The sequence below is a fragment of the Flavobacterium sp. GCM10023249 genome (assembly GCF_042653365.1).
In the GTDB taxonomy this organism is placed as follows: domain Bacteria; phylum Bacteroidota; class Bacteroidia; order Flavobacteriales; family Flavobacteriaceae; genus Flavobacterium.
Genome location: NZ_JBHSHZ010000012.1, coordinates 334,946 through 351,789, shown reverse-complemented (window position 1 = coordinate 351,789; position 16,844 = coordinate 334,946). Strand labels below are relative to the sequence as shown.

Here is a 16,844-nt window from a genome sequence, read left to right as displayed (position 1 = left end):
GATGTTGCTTAATTCAAATATAATTGGTGAAGGAAAGCCGTTGCTTATTATTCATGGTTTTCTCGGAATGTCGGACAATTGGAAGACTCTTGCTTCGCAATATGCAGAGCAAGGATTTCAAGTGCATGCTTTAGATTTACGAAATCACGGTAAAAGTTTCCATTCAAATGATTGGGGTTACGATTTTATGGTACAGGATGTGGTGGAATATTGTAAATTCTATCAATTGGAAAAAGTGGATGTGATTGGTCATTCAATGGGAGGAAAGGTAGTTATGTTGTTAGCAACAAATTATCCTGAATTGGTTGGTAAATTGATTGTGGCGGATATTGGACCGAAATTTTATGCGCCACATCATCAGACAATTTTAACGGCTTTGAATGCTGTTGATTTTTCTAAAAAACCCTCGCGTGCTGAAGCAGAAGAAATCGTATCAGATTATATTCATGATTTTGGAACAAGACAGTTTTTGCTGAAAAACTTGTATTGGGTTGAACCGGGACAACTTGATTTCAGATTCAATTTAAAAGTGTTTACCGAAAATACTTCGGTAATTGGTGATGCTTTGCCTTTTGAAAGTCATTTCGATAAAAAAACTTTATTTTTGCGCGGAGATAAATCGGATTATATTTTAGATTCGGATTTTGAAACGATTTACCATCATTTTCCTAACGCAGAGATTCAAACAGTATCCAATGCCGGGCATTGGCTTCATGCTGAAAATCCAAAGGAATTTTTTGAAAAAACGGTATACTTTTTGACAAACTAACCCAAAAATAAAATTATAATGAGCATATTGAAAAAATTATTGATCTCGACAATTGTAGTATTGCTGTTGTCTTATTTTTTAAAGCCTGGTGTGCAGGTGGATGGATTTGTTACAGCTTTAATTGTAGCTGTGGTCTTGGCGTTGTTAAACACTTTTGTGAAACCTATTTTGGTTTTCTTTACATTGCCGATTACCTTTTTTACCCTAGGTTTGTTCCTTTTGGTGATTAACACTATTATGGTATATGCTTGCGATTATCTTGTTGATGGATTTGAGGTAAACAGTTTCCTTACAGCCATGCTTTTTAGTATTCTTTTGTCTGTTTCGCAATGGATACTTTACAAGTTTATAAAAGACTAACAATTAGCGGGTTAAATTTCAGTTAAATAAAATTTGTTGGGTGGTATAAATTATGTAATTTTGCCACCCAAATTTAGTATGTAAAAAACGTATATAATGAATATTACAAAAACCAATATCGATGCGTTAAACGCAGTGGTAACTGTAGAAGTTGCAAAAAACGATTATGCTGACAATGTAGAGAAAGTTTTGCAAAACTACCGTAAAAGTGCTAACATTCCTGGCTTCAGAAAAGGAGCAGTGCCAATGTCATTAGTAAAAAAACAATATGGTAAAGCAGTTTTAGCTGAGGAAGTTAATAAAGTATTACAAGAAAACTTAAACAAATACTTAGTTGACGAAAAATTGGATATTTTAGGAAATCCTCTTCCTAAGTTTACATCTGATTTCAACTGGGATGCTGATGATTTCAAATTTGAATTCGAATTAGGTTTAGCACCTCAATTTGATGTAAAATTAGACGGAAAGAATAACTTAACGTATTTCAAAATCGTTGCTGATGATAAATTGTTGGATGAGCAAGTAGCTAGAATCCAAAAGCAATTCGGTAAAATGATTGCAAAGTCAGAAGTTGCTGAAGGAGACGATATCAGAGGAACTTTCATCAACGAAGAAAAAGGAATCAATGCTCCGGCTCAAATTACTTTGGATATTTTCAAAAGCAAAACAGCTGTTAAAGCTTTTATTGGTAAAAAAGCGGGTGATGTAGTAACTGTTGGAACCAAAGGTTTGTTTGATGATGATCACAAATTGATGGATTATATGGGAGTTGGTCACGATGATGTGCACGGTTTGGATATCAATGTTGATTTCAAAATCGAAGAAGTTACTACAAGTGAGCCTGCAGAATTAAACCAAGAATTATTTGATAAATTATTTGGTGCTGGAAATGTTTCTTCAGTAGAAGAAGTGAAAGCTAAAATTAAAGAAGATGCTGAAAAGCAATTTGCGCAACAAGCGGATCAAAAATTCTATAACGATGCTTCGGCTTTCTTATTGGAAAACCACCAAGTAGAATTGCCTGCTGAATTCTTGAAAAAATGGATTCAAGTTGCTGGAGAAAACCCACTTTCTGCTGAGCAAGCAGAAGAGGAATATGCTAAATCAGAGAATGGTTTGCGTTACCAATTAATTGAAGGTAAAATCATTGCAGAGAACAACTTGCAAATCACTTTTGATGAGTTAAAAGCATATGCTGGTGATATTATCAAAAAACAAATGGCGCAATTTGGTCAAATGAACCCAACTGACGAAGATGTAAACGGAATTGTTGCTCGAGTTTTATCGAACCAAGATGAAGTACGTCGTTTGTCTGAGCAAGTAATGAGCGAAAAAATGTTGAACTTATTCAAAGATAAAATTAACGCTAAAACAAAAGAAGTTTCTTACGATCAGTTTGTAAAAGAAATGTACGGAGAATAATCTTCAAAAAATCATTATATTTGAGCGTCAGATTGTATAATTTGACGCTTTTTTTATAGACAAAATGGCAGACCTTAAAAAGGGTATGAATTTTGACGGAATTTGCAATAGTAGAATAAAAAAATATACAAACTCATAAATACTTTATAATGAACTACGGTAAAGAATTTAAAAAATTTGCGACTAAGCATCACGGAGTAAACAGTATGTACTATGACAAAATTGTAGGTAGTATGACTCCGTATATTATTGAAGAACGTCAATTGAATATTTCACAATTGGACGTGTTTTCGCGTTTGATGATGGATAGAATTATCTTCTTGGGAACAGGAGTAGATGATTATATGGCCAATATCATTCAAGCGCAGTTATTGTTTTTAGAAAGTGTTGATGCTTCTAAAGACATCCAGATTTATATCAACTCTCCAGGTGGAAGTGTCTACGCAGGTTTAGGAATTTATGATACGATGCAGTATATCAAGCCTGATGTTGCTACTATTTGTACAGGTATGGCCGCTTCAATGGGAGCTGTTTTATTGTGTGCCGGAGCCGAAGGAAAACGTTCTGCTTTACCGCATTCTAGAGTGATGATTCACCAGCCATCAGGTGGTGCGCAAGGTGTGGCAACAGACATGGAAATCAACTTGAAAGAGATGTTGAAATTAAAAGACGAATTGTACCAAATCATCGCAAAACATTCGAATCAGTCTTTTGATAAAGTTTACAAAGACAGTGAGCGTGATTATTGGATGATTGCGGATGAAGCGAAGGAGTACGGAATGATTGATGAAGTGTTAAGAAGATAAATTGGTCCAAAGAAAAGTGAAAGTGAAAATCTTTAAAACTTTGGATATTGACAAAAAGTAATGGCAAAAGAAATATTAGAATGCTCTTTCTGCGGAAGAAAGAAACCTGAAACAAATCTATTGATAGCCGGTATTAACTCGCACATTTGTGACCGTTGTATCGAGCAAGCACATGGTATTGTTCTCGAGGAAATGAAAACGAGTGGTATCGCAAGAAATAGCGCTGATTTAGTGTTGAAAAAACCAAAGGAAATCAGAGCCTTTTTGGATAAATACGTGATTGGTCAAGACCAAACCAAAAAAGTAATGTCGGTTGCGGTTTACAATCATTATAAAAGGTTAATGCAACAAGATCACGGTGATGATGTAGAAATCGAAAAAAGTAATATCATCATGGCAGGTCAAACAGGAACGGGGAAAACATTGGTAGCAAAGACTATTGCAAAGATGTTGGATGTTCCTTTGGCCATTGTGGACGCGACTGTTTTGACCGAGGCCGGATATGTTGGTGAAGATGTTGAGAGTATTTTGACACGTTTGCTACAAGCTGCCGATTATGACGTAGCAAAAGCTGAAAGAGGTATTGTATTCATTGATGAAATTGATAAAATTGCCCGTAAAAGCGATAATCCTTCAATTACCCGTGATGTATCAGGTGAAGGTGTGCAACAGGCACTTTTGAAACTATTAGAAGGAACCGTTGTAAATGTACCGCCAAAAGGAGGAAGAAAGCACCCGGATCAGAAATTCGTGGAAGTCAATACCCAGGATATTTTATTTATAGCCGGTGGTGCTTTTGATGGTATCGAAAGAATTATTTCAAAACGTTTGAACCGTCAAGCAATGGGGTATAGTGCTTCAAAAGAGACGGACAAAATTGATGAAACCAATTTGTTGCAATATGTTATTCCAAAAGATATTAAAGAATTTGGATTAATACCGGAAATTATCGGACGTTTACCAGTTTTAACGCATATGGATCCATTGGATAAAGCAACACTTCGTGCCATTTTAACTGAGCCCAAAAATGCATTAATCAAACAGTACAAAAAACTGTTTGCCATGGATGAAACTGAATTCTCGATTACAGATGAAGCTTTGGATTATATTGTAGATAAAGCTTTGGAATACAAATTGGGAGCGAGAGGATTGCGTTCGCTTTGTGAAGCGATTCTAACAGATGCCATGTATGAAATTCCAAGTTCTGACGAAAAAGAATTGCATATCGACAAAAATTATGTTGAAGAAGCATTGACCAAAAACTTGCTGAAACGATTAGAAATTGCTTCTTAATCGTATGCTAAAATAAAAAAAGCCTGAAGTATTACTTCAGGCTTTTTTTTGGATAACGTATAATAAATTTATTCAATAATCAGGAATTCAATTCGTCTGTCAGCATTGAATTCTTGCTCGGTACATTTGTCTTTGCAATTGGACAATGGTAATGATTCACCGTAGCCTTTCGATGTGATTCGGCTACTGTCAATTCCTTTCTTTATTAAATATTGTAATGCTGTTGCAGCTCTTTTTTCGGATAAAATCAAATTGTACTTTTCTGAACCACGCGTATCGGTATGTGCGTTGATAGTAATTTTCATCTCAGGGTTCGCAATAAGGACATCATAAATCTTATTTAAAGATAAAGTAGACTCCTTTTTAAGGGTACTTTGATTATAGTCAAAATAAACTTTTTCAACAATGATAGCGTTTTTGGTTACTTCTGCCTTTTTTTGATGTAGAGCAACATTGGCAAATGAATTTCCAGCAGAGGTAATAATTGGTAATTCAAAATTATTGTATCCTTCTTTCTTGGCTACAATGGAATATACTTCCAATGGTTCTACATTGAATTGGTAATTTCCTTGTTCGTCAGTTATCTGTTTTTCTATTTCCTTCCCGTTTTCGTCTATCAATACTAGTTCAGTGTTAGGCAAGGCAATTTTGGAAAGATTTTCATGCGCCACTCCTTGTAATGAAATAGGGGTTTTTTGTAAATCAAAGCGGTAAATATCATAAGAACCCAGGCCGCCGTTTCTATCAGAAGTAAAATACCCTTTTGTTTTGTTGGCCAAAATGAACGCTACTTCATCTGCCGAAGAATTAATGGTTTTGCCTAGATTTACGGGTGATGAAAATTCATTTTTTCTGATTTTGGCAACAAAAACATCTTGATTTCCATAGCCTTGATGTCCATTGGAAGAAAAAAACAACTCTTTGTTGCTTGCTGCCACATAGGGGAATTTTTCATCTTGAGCGGTATTGATGTTTCGGCCTAAATTAACAGGATTGATAGGGAATCCTTGTTCGTCGATATCGGCAACATAAATATCATAACCACCAAAACCTCCAGGCATGTTAGATGAAAAATATAATTTTTTACCATCAGGTGATACCGAAGGATTCTCTATAGAATAATTGTCACTGTTAAAAGCAACTGGACTTTCCTGGATCCAGGTACAACGACATTCTTCATCAAAAACTCTTTTGAATAATTTGTAATTCTTCGAATTCTCTTCGTTACTCTTGGTATAATATAAAGTTTTTTCATTTGGAGAAAAAGCCAGTCCGCCTTCATTTCCTTTAGAATCTAGTACAGATGCGAAAAAATAAGGATGAGATAAATTTCCGTTTTTGTCAATGTTCATACAATACAAAGTGTTGTATGGATTGTTGGTGTTTTCATCTCGTCCAGCTCCGATTGCTCCCGTTTTTCTAGAAGAATACATGATGTATTTGTTCATGAAAAAAGTAGAGCCAATTTCAGATAGTTTAGAGTTGATGCCTGTTGGGGCAATGGTATATTTATCGTTTAATTCGATGATTTCATTTGAAACACCTGCTTCGTTAGTTTCGTATGACACAAACGAATCTTGCGAAGTCATGGTAGTGGATATACCGACTAGTAAAAATGAAAAAATAATTTTTTTCATGAGAAAAATAGGATTTTTTGGAAAATTTTGTGCAAATGTATGATTTACAGTCGGTATGACTCTAATTTATAGATTATAAGGCAAAATAATCGATGAAATGCACTTTTAGGACTGTAGACTATTTAAAACGAGGTGTTGTTTGTCGGTAAATGTTGCTTTTTTCGCATGAAATCAAAGAAAAAGCTGTGTTTTATTAATCTTGAATGGAAAGCAATTGTTCCAAATAATCTCTCTGATTGGATAATCGGGGTATTTTATGTTGACCACCTAATTTGTCTTGATTTTTTAACCAATCGTAAAACAAATTGGTTCTGGCTATATTCACAACTAAAGGATTTAATGTCATGTTATTGTAACGTTTTGCTTCGTAATCGGAATTTACCGATTGAATATTCTGATCCAATAACTGTGTAAACTTAGAAATATCTTCTGGTTTTTTTCTGAATTCGATAATCCATTCATGCGCTCCTTTTTCTTTTCCATTCATGAAAATAGGGGCTACCGTATAATCAATTACTTCAGAATTGGTTTCCTGGCAGGTTTTTGCAATCGCTTGATCGGTGTTTTCAACCATAAGTTCTTCTCCGAAAACATTAATATGATGTTTGGTTCGACCAGTAACACGGATGCGATATGGTTTTAATGAAGTAAAGCGAACTGTGTCACCAATCATATAACGCCATAAACCGGAATTGGTTGTTATCACAATAGCATAATTTTTATTGAGTTCAACTTCAGCCAACCGAATAACTTTTTGGTTTGGTGAGCCAAAAGTATCCATAGGAATGAATTCGTAGAAGATGCCATAATCCAACATCAGTAATAAATCATTGGAGTTGTTTAAATCCTGAATCGCGAAAAATCCCTCGGAAGCATTGTAAATTTCGTAGTATTTGAATTCTGGCTTTGGTAGAATGTTTTTGTATTGCTCTCGATAGGGATCAAAACTTACACCTCCATGGAAATACACTTCCAAATTAGGCCAAACTTCAAATAAGTTGGTTTTTCCAGTTTCTTCCAAAACTTTATTCATTAATACCATCATCCATGAAGGAACACCAGCAAAACTAGTTACATTTTCTCCTTTGGTTTCATTTACGATAGCCAATAGTTTGGTTTCCCATTCACTCATTAATGAGGTTTTGTTACTTGGCGTACTACTGAATTCTGCCCAAAATGGCATGTTGTCAATCAGGATGGCAGACAAATCACCAAAAAAAGTATTGTTGTCTTCGTACAACTGCTTACTACCGCCCAATCGAAGGCTTTTTCCCGTAAATAATTGAGAGTCTTCATTATTGTTGAGGTAAAGACACAATAAATCTTTTCCGGCCTTATAATGACAATCTTCCAATGCTTGGCTGCTTACCGGGATGAATTTGCTTTTTGCATTGGTTGTTCCGCTTGATTTTGCAAACCATTTGATGGGTTCATTCCAGAAAACATTTTGCTCGCCTAGACGTGTTCGTTCTATATAAGGTTCTAAATCTTCATAGGTCGAAATAGGAATGCGTTCCTGAAACGCATGGTAGGTTTTAATCGAATTAAAATCGTATTGTTTTCCTAAAACCGTATTTTCTGATGATTTTATTAAATTCATCAGCAACTCTTCCTGAACTTCGTTCGGGTACTTTAAAAATAACTCAATCTGATGAATGCGTTGTTTTAAAACCCAGGAAGCAATTGAATTGATAATCGGTAGAGGCATTTTTTAATTTAGTATTTACGAATTTTAATTCAGTATTTTTAACTTTACCAAAAATAACATATTTTTTCAAGATTCCTAATCCTTAACCCTATTTCCAATTATGATTTACGAAGGTGTACTAACCAAAATGCAAACCGAATTTTCGAATCCGATTCAATATTATTTGGTGTTCGAGAACAGCTTTCTGAGCCTGAATCAGTTACTAGGAAAAGAGATGGAAATTGTTCACCAAGGTTATCAATGTTTAGAATGTGGAAAAAAGAAAAAGATCTTTCGACAAGGTTTTTGTTACGATTGTTTTATGGGTAGTGCTGCTGCCGGAGATTGGATTATGCGACCTGAATTGAGTACTGCACATTTGGAAATCGAAGACAGAGATTTAGAATATGAAAAGAGAGTTCAATTGCAACCTCATATTGTTTACTTGGCTTTATCCAGTGAAGTGAAAGTAGGGGTTACCAGAAAAACACAAGTGCCTACGCGTTGGATTGATCAAGGTGCAGTGCAAGCGATTCCGATTGTTGAAGTTCCCAATCGTTATTTGGCAGGCATTACGGAGGTAGCCTTGAAAAGTTTGTATGCCGATAAAACGAATTGGCAAAAAATGCTAAAAGGAGATATTCCAGCGGTTGATATTGTTAAAGAGCGCAAAGGATTGCAGTATGTGATTCCTAATGAAGTGAAAGAGTATTATGATGTGGATAAAAATGATTTATACGAGCTGCATTACCCTGTACTTCAGTTTCCGAAAAAAGTAAGCAGTTTGAATTTAGAGAAGAGTTCTTCTTTTGTAGGAAAGCTTACTGGTGTCAAAGGACAATATCTTTTATTTGAAGATGGTACCGTTTTCAACGTCAGAACATTTGAAGGATATGTGGTAAAGATTTCATTATAAAAAAAGAGCTCCAATTTGGAGCTCTTTTTATTTTTATGGGTTAGTTTGTTGTGGTTTTTTCTTTTTACCGAAAATTCCATCGATTAACTGACCGGCCGTATTTTTAACCGCATCTTTTTTAGGATCAGTTGTTTTAGCGGTATCTGTTTTTTTCTTACCGCCTAATAAATCACCCAATGCATCTTTTCCTTTGTTTAGGTATTTTTCTTTTTGCAAATTAGCTACCTGCATGGCAAGATTTGCAGTCGCTTCTTTCATGTCGGTTGTAACTTTCGGGTTGTTGAAATTTCCTGTCATTTTTGCTGTGATAGGAACGTTTTGAATTTTTTCTGCTTCAGAAGGAGTTAATTTCGCTAATATTTTATTTGCATCATTTCCAAGATATTTGGCTGGTACATCAAATTTTAGATTGTAACTCATGCTTTGATCAAAACCATGTGCGCCACCAATTTCAGCAGTAATATCTTGATATTTTACTTTAAATGGTTTTACCACTACTTTGCCATTGTCAAAAGAAACGGCAGCTTTAATATCATTCAGATTGACTTTTTTCATGTCAATAAATTTCAATTGTGAACCTAAAGAAGTTAACATTTGAGAATTATTGGTGTTGAGAGTTGAGGAAAGTAATTGTCCAAGTAAATCTCCGGTTAACGAAGTTAGTACAGGTGTCATTTCAATGGCGTCAAGGTTTCCGTTTAATTTGATATTGGAGTTCAATCGACCGCTAACTGCTCCGGCAATGGGAGCGATGCTTCGCAACATGTCTAATTGTGTGAATGATTTTGAAATGTCGACTTTGTCCAAATTTAGATTCATATTGAATTTTGGTGTATTTCCTTTAGTAGAAACTACACCGTTTAAACCGATTTGTCCGTCAAAAATATTGGTTTTCAAGTTCTGAAGCGTAACGGCTTCATCGCGAATAATCATTTTACCCGAAACTGCTTTTAAAGTTAGGTTGTCGTATATTACTGTATTGGCATTGGCTGCAATTGTACAATCTAAGAAAGCAGGAATTTTAACCGCCTCTTTCGATTTTGAACTAGCTGATCCCTTGTCTTCTGCAGCTGGAGCAGATTTTCCGGAACTTGTTGCAGAGGCTGGCTCCATAAAATCAGCTACCAAAAACTGATTGGAATTCAAATTGAAATTTCCTTTCAATATTTGTTTTCTAAATAAAAATCCGTAGAAATTATCTAAAGTTCCATTCATTCGAATGTCAGATCCGCCAGTTCTAAGATCCAAACTATTCAATCGGATTTGATTGGTGTTAAAAGCAACAACCGCTTGTTTTATAACTACAGGTTTGGCCATTTCAGGGCCAGTGTAATTGAAACCTGTTAGTGAAATGTTACCAGAGTTTTGGATATTTTGGTATTGACTTTTTTCTACCGATTGCATGTCAAATTTTGTTTTGACATCGGCTTTTAAAATCCCTGATAATGGTTTGTCTAATTTTACTGGATACGCTTTGGTTACGTTGCCAAGATTAATTGTTCCTTTCATTGCAGCATCCACTAATGCATTAGTCATCGCATTTTTGATACTTGCTTTAATGCTAAAAACGTCTTGGTCGATTTTGAATGAAAGTTGATTCAAATTAACATAGGTGTCTGTAACAGCTCCTGTTTCATTAATTATTTTAGTGTCAATTACAATGTTTTGTACTGATTTTGGAAGATCAGGATATTGGAAGGAAGCATTGTTGGATGCGATACCAATATTGAATTTCGGAACCGTTGTATCGGTCAAGGTTCCTTTTACTTTTCCATCAACGGCAAAATTTCCGGTAGTTTTAACAGAGCTGATATTTCCGGCGTAAGCAGCAGGAATTAACCCTAAAAAGTTCTTGAAATCAGAAGTTGGCGTTTTGAAACTCAAATCGTATTCTTGTCCGTTTTCTAATAATTGAATGAAACCGGTGAATTCCAATGGTAATTCATTAATCTTAGCTTTATTGTCTTTGAAAGTGTATTTACTTTTTTCCAAATCGATACCCAAAATGGCGTCTAACGATAAATTGACATTGTTCATGTAATTCATCTTGTCCATGTCGATGGATATTTTTGCAGTGGATTTAGTATCGAGGTCTAATTTCTGAGTTCCGAAGTTTCCTTTTCCACTGTGATTCAAACTATCAATAACCAATTTGATTCTAGATCGTTCATCATAATATTTAAAGCGAAAGTTTTCTACTTCATAATTCTGAATATTCATAGAAAAAGGTTTGCTTTCCTCTTTCGTTTCTTCTTTTTTGTCGTCTTTTATGGCAATGTCAAAATTTCCAACTCCATCTTTATTGAAAAGGATATTAGCCAATCCGTTTTCAACAGATATGGCTTTCAATGTCATCGGTTCCTTTTCGCCTTTGAATAATTCGGTAACCGACATTTGTAAATTTAATTCGTCAAAAGCAACTAGAGTATCCCCTTCAAAAGGCGCTTTATTGATTACTACCAATTTTTCGATTGAAACATTGGCATTTGGGAAATTTTTGAACAAGCTCAAACCTGCATCTTCAAAAGAAACCTTGGCATTCAAGTTTTCATTAATGGATTGCTGAATCTTTGCCTTAATCTGGTCTTTAAAAAATACGGGAATAGCGGCCAAAGCGGCAACAGTTACCAGTAAAAAAACACCAACACCAATAAATATTTTCTTTTTCATTGTTCAATTGATTTGGATTGAGTAAATAACATTTCTTACAAAAATACGCGATATATTGAAATCCTGATGTAAAGTTTTCATAAAAAAAATCCGCTCTAAAGAGAACGGATTTTTTGGTGTTATTAGTATATTTTTATTGGATTTCTATTTCAAATGGGAGTGAAGCTTGAATCCCCTTTTTAGAGTTCAATGTTTTGATGCGCTGGATCATTTGGTAATTTTCTTCACCTAATTCTTCTTTCAGTAAAGCATCACGAGTTTTTAAGAAACTGAAAAATCCGCTTCCGCCAAATAACTCTTCAAAGTCTTTCTCAAATTCCGGGTATTCTACAGTGGCGTAATCTTCCATTTTGGCCAAACTTGCAGCATACGCAATAGCATCATCCATTCCGCCGATTTTATCTACTAAACCAAGTTTCAATGCATCTGAACCACTCCAAACGCGTCCTTGAGCAATGGCATCTACTTGAGCGTACGTCATTTTACGCCCAGCAGCAACACGACTTACGAATGTTTTGTACACTTGCTCAACACCTTCTTGTGTGAAGTTTCTGAAATCATTGTCCAATGGTTCAAACGGAGTATAACCAGATGCGTTTTTATGTGTTTCAACTAATTCGGTATTAATACCATATTTGTTGCTGATTTGTGAAAAGTTTGGAAGCATTCCGAATACACCAATTGAGCCTGTAATTGTGCTATTTTCTGCAAAAATTCTATTCGCATTACAAGCAATGTAATATCCTCCCGATGCTGCTAAATTACCCATGGACACCACTACTGGTTTTACTTTTTTGGTAATTTCGATTTCTCTCCAGATTAAATCGGATGTTAAAGCACTTCCTCCCGGGCTGTCAATGCGTAATACAATTGCTTTCACATCTTCATCTTCACGTGCTTCTTTCAATGAACGACGCATGGAACCTTCTCCTACAACATTCAAATCACCTTCTCCTGAACCAATTTCTCCTTGCGCATAAATAATGGCAATTTTATCTTTCGTCGAAAATTCATTGTCTAAAGCAACATCTTTGGCGTAATCTAAAATGGCAATTGTATTATAGTCTTCATCAGCTTCTACTTTTAAACGCTTTTTGATGTCATTGTGGTACACATCTTCATACGCAACAAAGTCAACTAGATTATTGCTTTTAGCCATTTCTGGAGTTCTTGCCAATAAGTCGTTAGCAATTGTATTTAATTTTTCTGCTGGAATATTTCTGGATTTAGAAATGTCAGTAATTATTGAGTTCCAAATTGAGGTAAGGAAAGCCGTAATTTGTTCGCGGTTTTCAGGACTCATTTCGCTAGCTAAAAACGGTTCAACGGCACTTTTGTACTTACCGTGACGAATCACTTCCATTTTTAAACCGGTTTTATCTTGAAAATCTTTGAAATACATAATTTCTGTTGATAAACCTTTGAAGTCCATTTCTCCTACAGGATTTAAGTATACCTTATCTGCAACCGAGTTCAGGTAGTATTCTTTTTGTGATAGTACGTTACCGTAAGCCACAACGAATTTTCCTGATTTTTTAAATTTTTCCAACTCATCACGTAATGTTTTTGTTTGAGCTATACCCAAATGAATTTCGTTATTCAAAATTGAAATCCCTTTGATTTTTTCGTCTTCAGAGGCTGCTTCAATAGCGCGTAAAACATCGGTTAAACCATCTTTTGTTCCCTTGTCATTAAGAAAAGGCATATCCTTATAATTGAATTTTCCTCCATAATCATTAGTGACTTTGGCTAAATCGAGCTCGATTACCGAATTATCTTTGACTACAGTTCTTTCTTCTCCGCCAAATAAAGCACCCAAAATGATGATTCCGAAGAAAAATAGAAAACAAAAAACAAAAAGCCCTATTACAGTGGCTAATACATTACCTAAAAATTTCATGTTTCAAATATTTATACCTAATAAGTAGTCGAAACTTAATTTTTGTTACAAGAAAATAGTTATTAACAGTTACAGGAATATGCTGTTATACTACAATTCTTTTTAGTTATTTTGTGGCAGTTATGAGTTTGCAGCAAAAAGTAGTCCTTTCCTTAGGCAGTAATATAGGGAACAGAAGAGAAAATCTAGCACAATGTATCCAATTGATCCACCAGGGAATTGGAACTGTTTTGCGTGTTTCAAAATTATATGAAACACCATCATGGGGTTTTGAAAGTGATGCTTTTTATAATTGTGCATTGGTTTTACATTCTTCTTTTTCTCCTGAAAAAATTCTGCGAAAAATAACCAGTATCGAGAAAGAAATGGGTCGTTTTCGCAAGCAAAATAGCGGATACGAAGCTCGAATCATTGATATAGATATTGTTGCTGTTGGAAATTTGGTAGTGATAACTGATCACCTTCATGTGCCACATGCTCAAATGCAATACCGAAAGTTTGTATTGTTACCTGTAGCCGATTTGAAATTGGATTGGCAACATCCTGTTTTGGGGAAGTCAATTGAGGAGTTGTTATTGCAATGTAACGACGATAGTCAATGTGAAGTGGTGGGTGAATTAAAAGCGCCTGCGATAGATTATAACATTAATACCGTTAATTATATTGCTATTGAAGGAAATATTGGTGCTGGCAAAACGACATTGGCTACCAGAATTTCCGAAGACTTCAATGCTAAATTGGTTTTGGAGCGTTTTGCAGACAATCCTTTTCTGCCGAAATTTTATAAAGACCAAAATCGCTATGCTTTTCCTTTGGAAATGTCTTTTTTGGCCGATCGATACCAGCAATTGGCAGATGATTTGTCGCAATTTGATTTATTTGCCGATTTTGTAGTGGCCGATTATCATATCTTCAAATCGCTGATTTTTGCCAAAGTAACTCTACAGGAAGATGAATTCCGTTTGTATAAAACATTATTCGATATTATTTACAAAGAAATGCCTAAGCCGGACTTGTATGTCTATTTGTATCAAAATACAGAAAGGCTTTTGAAAAATATCAAAAAGCGAGGTCGTAGTTACGAACAAGAAATTCCGGCTGAATATTTGGATAAAATCAATCAAGGATATTTAGACTATATCAAAACGCAAACCGATTTGAATGTCTTGGTAATTGATGTTTCTGATTTCGATTTTGTCAAACGTCAAGAGGATTATGTTACTATTTTACAGGCAATACATAATAAATTAAATTGCTAGTTTTATTCGATTTGTATCGATTAAGACTGCTTTAATTTACAAAACAAATCCCAAATTACAATCCCAGTGGATACTGAAACATTTAAAGAATGTTTGGTTCCTAATTGCGGGATTTCAATTGCGCCATCACATAATTTAACGGCATCCTGATTTACTCCGAATACTTCATTTCCAAAAACCAATGCGTATTTTTTGTTACTCTTCACCGTAAAATTATCAAGAAAGATTGCGTCTTCAACTTGTTCAATGGCATACACTGAAACGTCTTGCGATTTAAGTTCTTCTATTACTTCCAGAACATTTTTTTTGTATTCCCAGGCAACTGTTTCGGTTGCCCCCAATGCCGTTTTGTTGATTTCTTTGTTGGGTGGGGTAGCTGTGATTCCGCATAAATAGACTTTTTCAATCAAAAAAGCATCGCCTGTTCTAAAAACGGATCCTATATTGTGTAAGCTTCTGATGTCGTCCAAAACTACTATGATGGGTGTTTTGTCTGCTTGCTTGAATTCTTCAACCGATTTTCGTTCTAATTCGCTGTTTTCAATTTTTCTCATGGTGCAAAATTACATAAAAACTAAAAAGTTCCAGTATTCTTTATCGCTTTAAAAGGGATAAAATAGAGAGAGGGCTGGGCTTTGGAAAGAAGTTTGAAAAAGCGTTCTCCTGAAATGTAAATGCCATCTTGGTTTACCGCAATTCCTTCTATTTGTCCAATGGACAAAGTTGAGCCCAGTTTGTATTTTTTATAATCGTTGCTGAATAAAATGTCATTGTTTGGGCTATTGAAAATCAATAAGAAGCATCGACCTTTTTTGGTGTAACCAATCAAATATAACTTTTGATTGTAGTAAGCGGCATCTGTAACAAGGAATTGTGTTGGGAAACTTTCTGTTTTACTGATTATCTGCTTTTCCGAAGAATTTGGATCAATGATATAGTGTGAGGTAGCTTTGTTTTTCCACTCTTTAGTGAATAAATGAATTTTGTTATTCCTGTAAAACATTGCCTCTGCATCAAAATTATGCCGAATGTTTTTTGGGGTGAAATCGGTTTGTTCTTTATATTCAAAATCAATTTTTGAAACTAAGGAAAGATTGGAATCGTTTTCAATTTTGGTTTTATAAATAGTTAAATCTTTTCTAGTATTTGAATTATTGCCAAAGTCTCCTAGGTAAATATAACTACTGTCGGTGGTTATGGCTTCCCAATCGGTATTGATGAGATTAGTTTTAAGGGAATTGACTATTTTTCCGGATTTTGAATCAATGTGATAGACAGTTGCAGGATTGCCACCATCGTTGTGAGTAATAAACTTTTCACCAAAGAAGCTTATGCCGGATGTTTCTCTTAAAGTATCGCTTAAATAATTGACGCGGTAATTGCGAAGAGAAATCCGTTCGGTTTTCTGTGCTGTGATAAAGCAAGAAGTGAAAAGCAAAAAAAAAGATACACAGATTTTCAAAGCGATTTTTTTCAAAGGTCAAAAATAAAAAAGCTCCCAAATAGAGAGCTTTCGTATTGTAATGTTTTTCGTAATTAGCTTTTAGGAGTTTCTCCTGGTTTAGCATTAATGGTTCCTTTGATTGTAAGAACTTTAGAAGCTCCAGCAGTAGCATTAGAAGTAATTGTTACTGTTTTTGTGAAAGGACCAACTCTGTTCGTGTCATATTTCACCCCGATTACAGCTGATTTTCCAGGTAAAATAGGCTCTTTTGGAAAAGTTGGAACGGTACAACCGCAAGATCCTTGAGCGTTACTAATGATTAATGGTTGATTCCCGTTATTTGTTAAAACAAATTCGCGTTTTCCGTCAGCTCCTTGTTCAATTGTTCCGTAGTCTATCGTTTCGTTTTCGAAAACCAATCCTACACCATCTACCTTAGGTAGTTTTGTTTTTTTTGCTTTCTTTTCAGTTTTTGCTTTTGCTTTTGCAGGTGCTTCCTGAGCGGTAGCTGTATAGGTTCCTAAAAATGCAACTGCAGCAAACATTAGTATAATTTTTTTCATAACACTTTTTTTGTTGATGTAACAAATGTATAAATAATTTTAATTTACAATTCGGAAATCTCCTGAAAATTGTTGTTAAATATTTTAAGCAAATATTAGGCCAAAAATAATTAAATTC

14 protein-coding genes are annotated in these 16,844 nt (G+C 34.9%); 7 read left to right on the top strand and 7 right to left on the bottom strand.

Annotated features, from left to right (window positions below; translation table 11 throughout):
- The first annotated feature begins 4 nt into the window (after positions 1 to 4).
- The 5 genes from ACFO7M_RS12350 (at position 5) to clpX (ending at position 4,650) form a co-directional block, all read left to right on the top strand.
- Positions 5 to 769 carry an alpha/beta fold hydrolase gene (locus ACFO7M_RS12350; protein WP_379736055.1) on the top strand — a complete coding sequence of 255 codons (765 nt, stop codon included), beginning with the start codon at positions 5 to 7 and terminating at the stop codon, positions 767 to 769.
- Between the two features lie 18 nt (positions 770 to 787).
- Positions 788 to 1,129: a phage holin family protein gene (locus ACFO7M_RS12345; protein WP_379716669.1), complete on the top strand. Its 342-nt coding sequence runs from the start codon at positions 788 to 790 to the stop codon at positions 1,127 to 1,129.
- 96 nt (positions 1,130 to 1,225) lie between these two features.
- The gene (gene tig / locus ACFO7M_RS12340; RefSeq protein WP_379716666.1) at positions 1,226 to 2,551 is read left to right on the top strand and encodes a trigger factor; all 1,326 of its coding nucleotides are present in this window, start codon (positions 1,226 to 1,228) and stop codon (positions 2,549 to 2,551) included.
- Positions 2,552 to 2,700: 149 nt separating this feature from the next.
- On the top strand, positions 2,701 to 3,357 hold the full coding sequence (gene clpP / locus ACFO7M_RS12335; protein WP_379716664.1) for an ATP-dependent Clp endopeptidase proteolytic subunit ClpP: 657 nt from the start codon (positions 2,701 to 2,703) through the stop codon (positions 3,355 to 3,357).
- A gap of 60 nt (positions 3,358 to 3,417) precedes the next feature.
- Positions 3,418 to 4,650 carry an ATP-dependent Clp protease ATP-binding subunit ClpX gene (clpX, locus tag ACFO7M_RS12330; protein WP_379716662.1) on the top strand — a complete coding sequence of 411 codons (1,233 nt, stop codon included), beginning with the start codon at positions 3,418 to 3,420 and terminating at the stop codon, positions 4,648 to 4,650.
- Between the two features lie 68 nt (positions 4,651 to 4,718).
- Here the strand turns inward: clpX and ACFO7M_RS12325 are convergent, their stop codons facing one another.
- Positions 4,719 to 6,287 carry an OmpA family protein gene (locus ACFO7M_RS12325; RefSeq protein WP_379735928.1) on the bottom strand — a complete coding sequence of 523 codons (1,569 nt, stop codon included), beginning with the start codon at positions 6,285 to 6,287 and terminating at the stop codon, positions 4,719 to 4,721.
- 193 nt (positions 6,288 to 6,480) lie between these two features.
- Positions 6,481 to 7,995 carry a GH3 auxin-responsive promoter family protein gene (locus ACFO7M_RS12320; RefSeq protein WP_379735926.1) on the bottom strand — a complete coding sequence of 505 codons (1,515 nt, stop codon included), beginning with the start codon at positions 7,993 to 7,995 and terminating at the stop codon, positions 6,481 to 6,483.
- A gap of 100 nt (positions 7,996 to 8,095) precedes the next feature.
- On the opposite strand from ACFO7M_RS12320, the gene ACFO7M_RS12315 reads away from it, so the two are divergent.
- The gene (locus ACFO7M_RS12315; protein ID WP_379735925.1) at positions 8,096 to 8,890 is read left to right on the top strand and encodes a DUF2797 domain-containing protein; all 795 of its coding nucleotides are present in this window, start codon (positions 8,096 to 8,098) and stop codon (positions 8,888 to 8,890) included.
- Positions 8,891 to 8,923: 33 nt separating this feature from the next.
- On the opposite strand, the gene ACFO7M_RS12310 is transcribed toward ACFO7M_RS12315, so the two are convergent.
- Both ACFO7M_RS12310 and sppA read right to left on the bottom strand, forming a co-directional pair.
- The gene (locus ACFO7M_RS12310) at positions 8,924 to 11,560 is read right to left on the bottom strand and encodes an AsmA-like C-terminal region-containing protein (RefSeq protein ID WP_379735924.1); all 2,637 of its coding nucleotides are present in this window, start codon (positions 11,558 to 11,560) and stop codon (positions 8,924 to 8,926) included.
- A gap of 133 nt (positions 11,561 to 11,693) precedes the next feature.
- Positions 11,694 to 13,460: a signal peptide peptidase SppA gene (gene sppA, locus ACFO7M_RS12305; RefSeq protein WP_379735922.1), complete on the bottom strand. Its 1,767-nt coding sequence runs from the start codon at positions 13,458 to 13,460 to the stop codon at positions 11,694 to 11,696.
- Between the two features lie 122 nt (positions 13,461 to 13,582).
- Here sppA and folK point away from each other — a divergent pair, with 122 nt between their 5' ends.
- Positions 13,583 to 14,719 carry a 2-amino-4-hydroxy-6-hydroxymethyldihydropteridine diphosphokinase gene (gene folK, locus ACFO7M_RS12300; protein WP_379735921.1) on the top strand — a complete coding sequence of 379 codons (1,137 nt, stop codon included), beginning with the start codon at positions 13,583 to 13,585 and terminating at the stop codon, positions 14,717 to 14,719.
- A gap of 20 nt (positions 14,720 to 14,739) precedes the next feature.
- Here the strand turns inward: folK and ACFO7M_RS12295 are convergent, their stop codons facing one another.
- The 3 genes from ACFO7M_RS12295 to ACFO7M_RS12285 form a co-directional block, all read right to left on the bottom strand.
- The gene (locus ACFO7M_RS12295; RefSeq protein WP_379735919.1) at positions 14,740 to 15,273 is read right to left on the bottom strand and encodes an RNA methyltransferase; all 534 of its coding nucleotides are present in this window, start codon (positions 15,271 to 15,273) and stop codon (positions 14,740 to 14,742) included.
- Between the two features lie 20 nt (positions 15,274 to 15,293).
- Entirely contained in the window at positions 15,294 to 16,181 is an 888-nt protein-coding gene (locus ACFO7M_RS12290; protein ID WP_379735917.1) for a hypothetical protein, read from the bottom strand.
- A gap of 74 nt (positions 16,182 to 16,255) precedes the next feature.
- The gene (locus ACFO7M_RS12285) at positions 16,256 to 16,726 is read right to left on the bottom strand and encodes a DUF1573 domain-containing protein (RefSeq protein ID WP_379716636.1); all 471 of its coding nucleotides are present in this window, start codon (positions 16,724 to 16,726) and stop codon (positions 16,256 to 16,258) included.
- Positions 16,727 to 16,844: the final 118 nt, after the last annotated feature.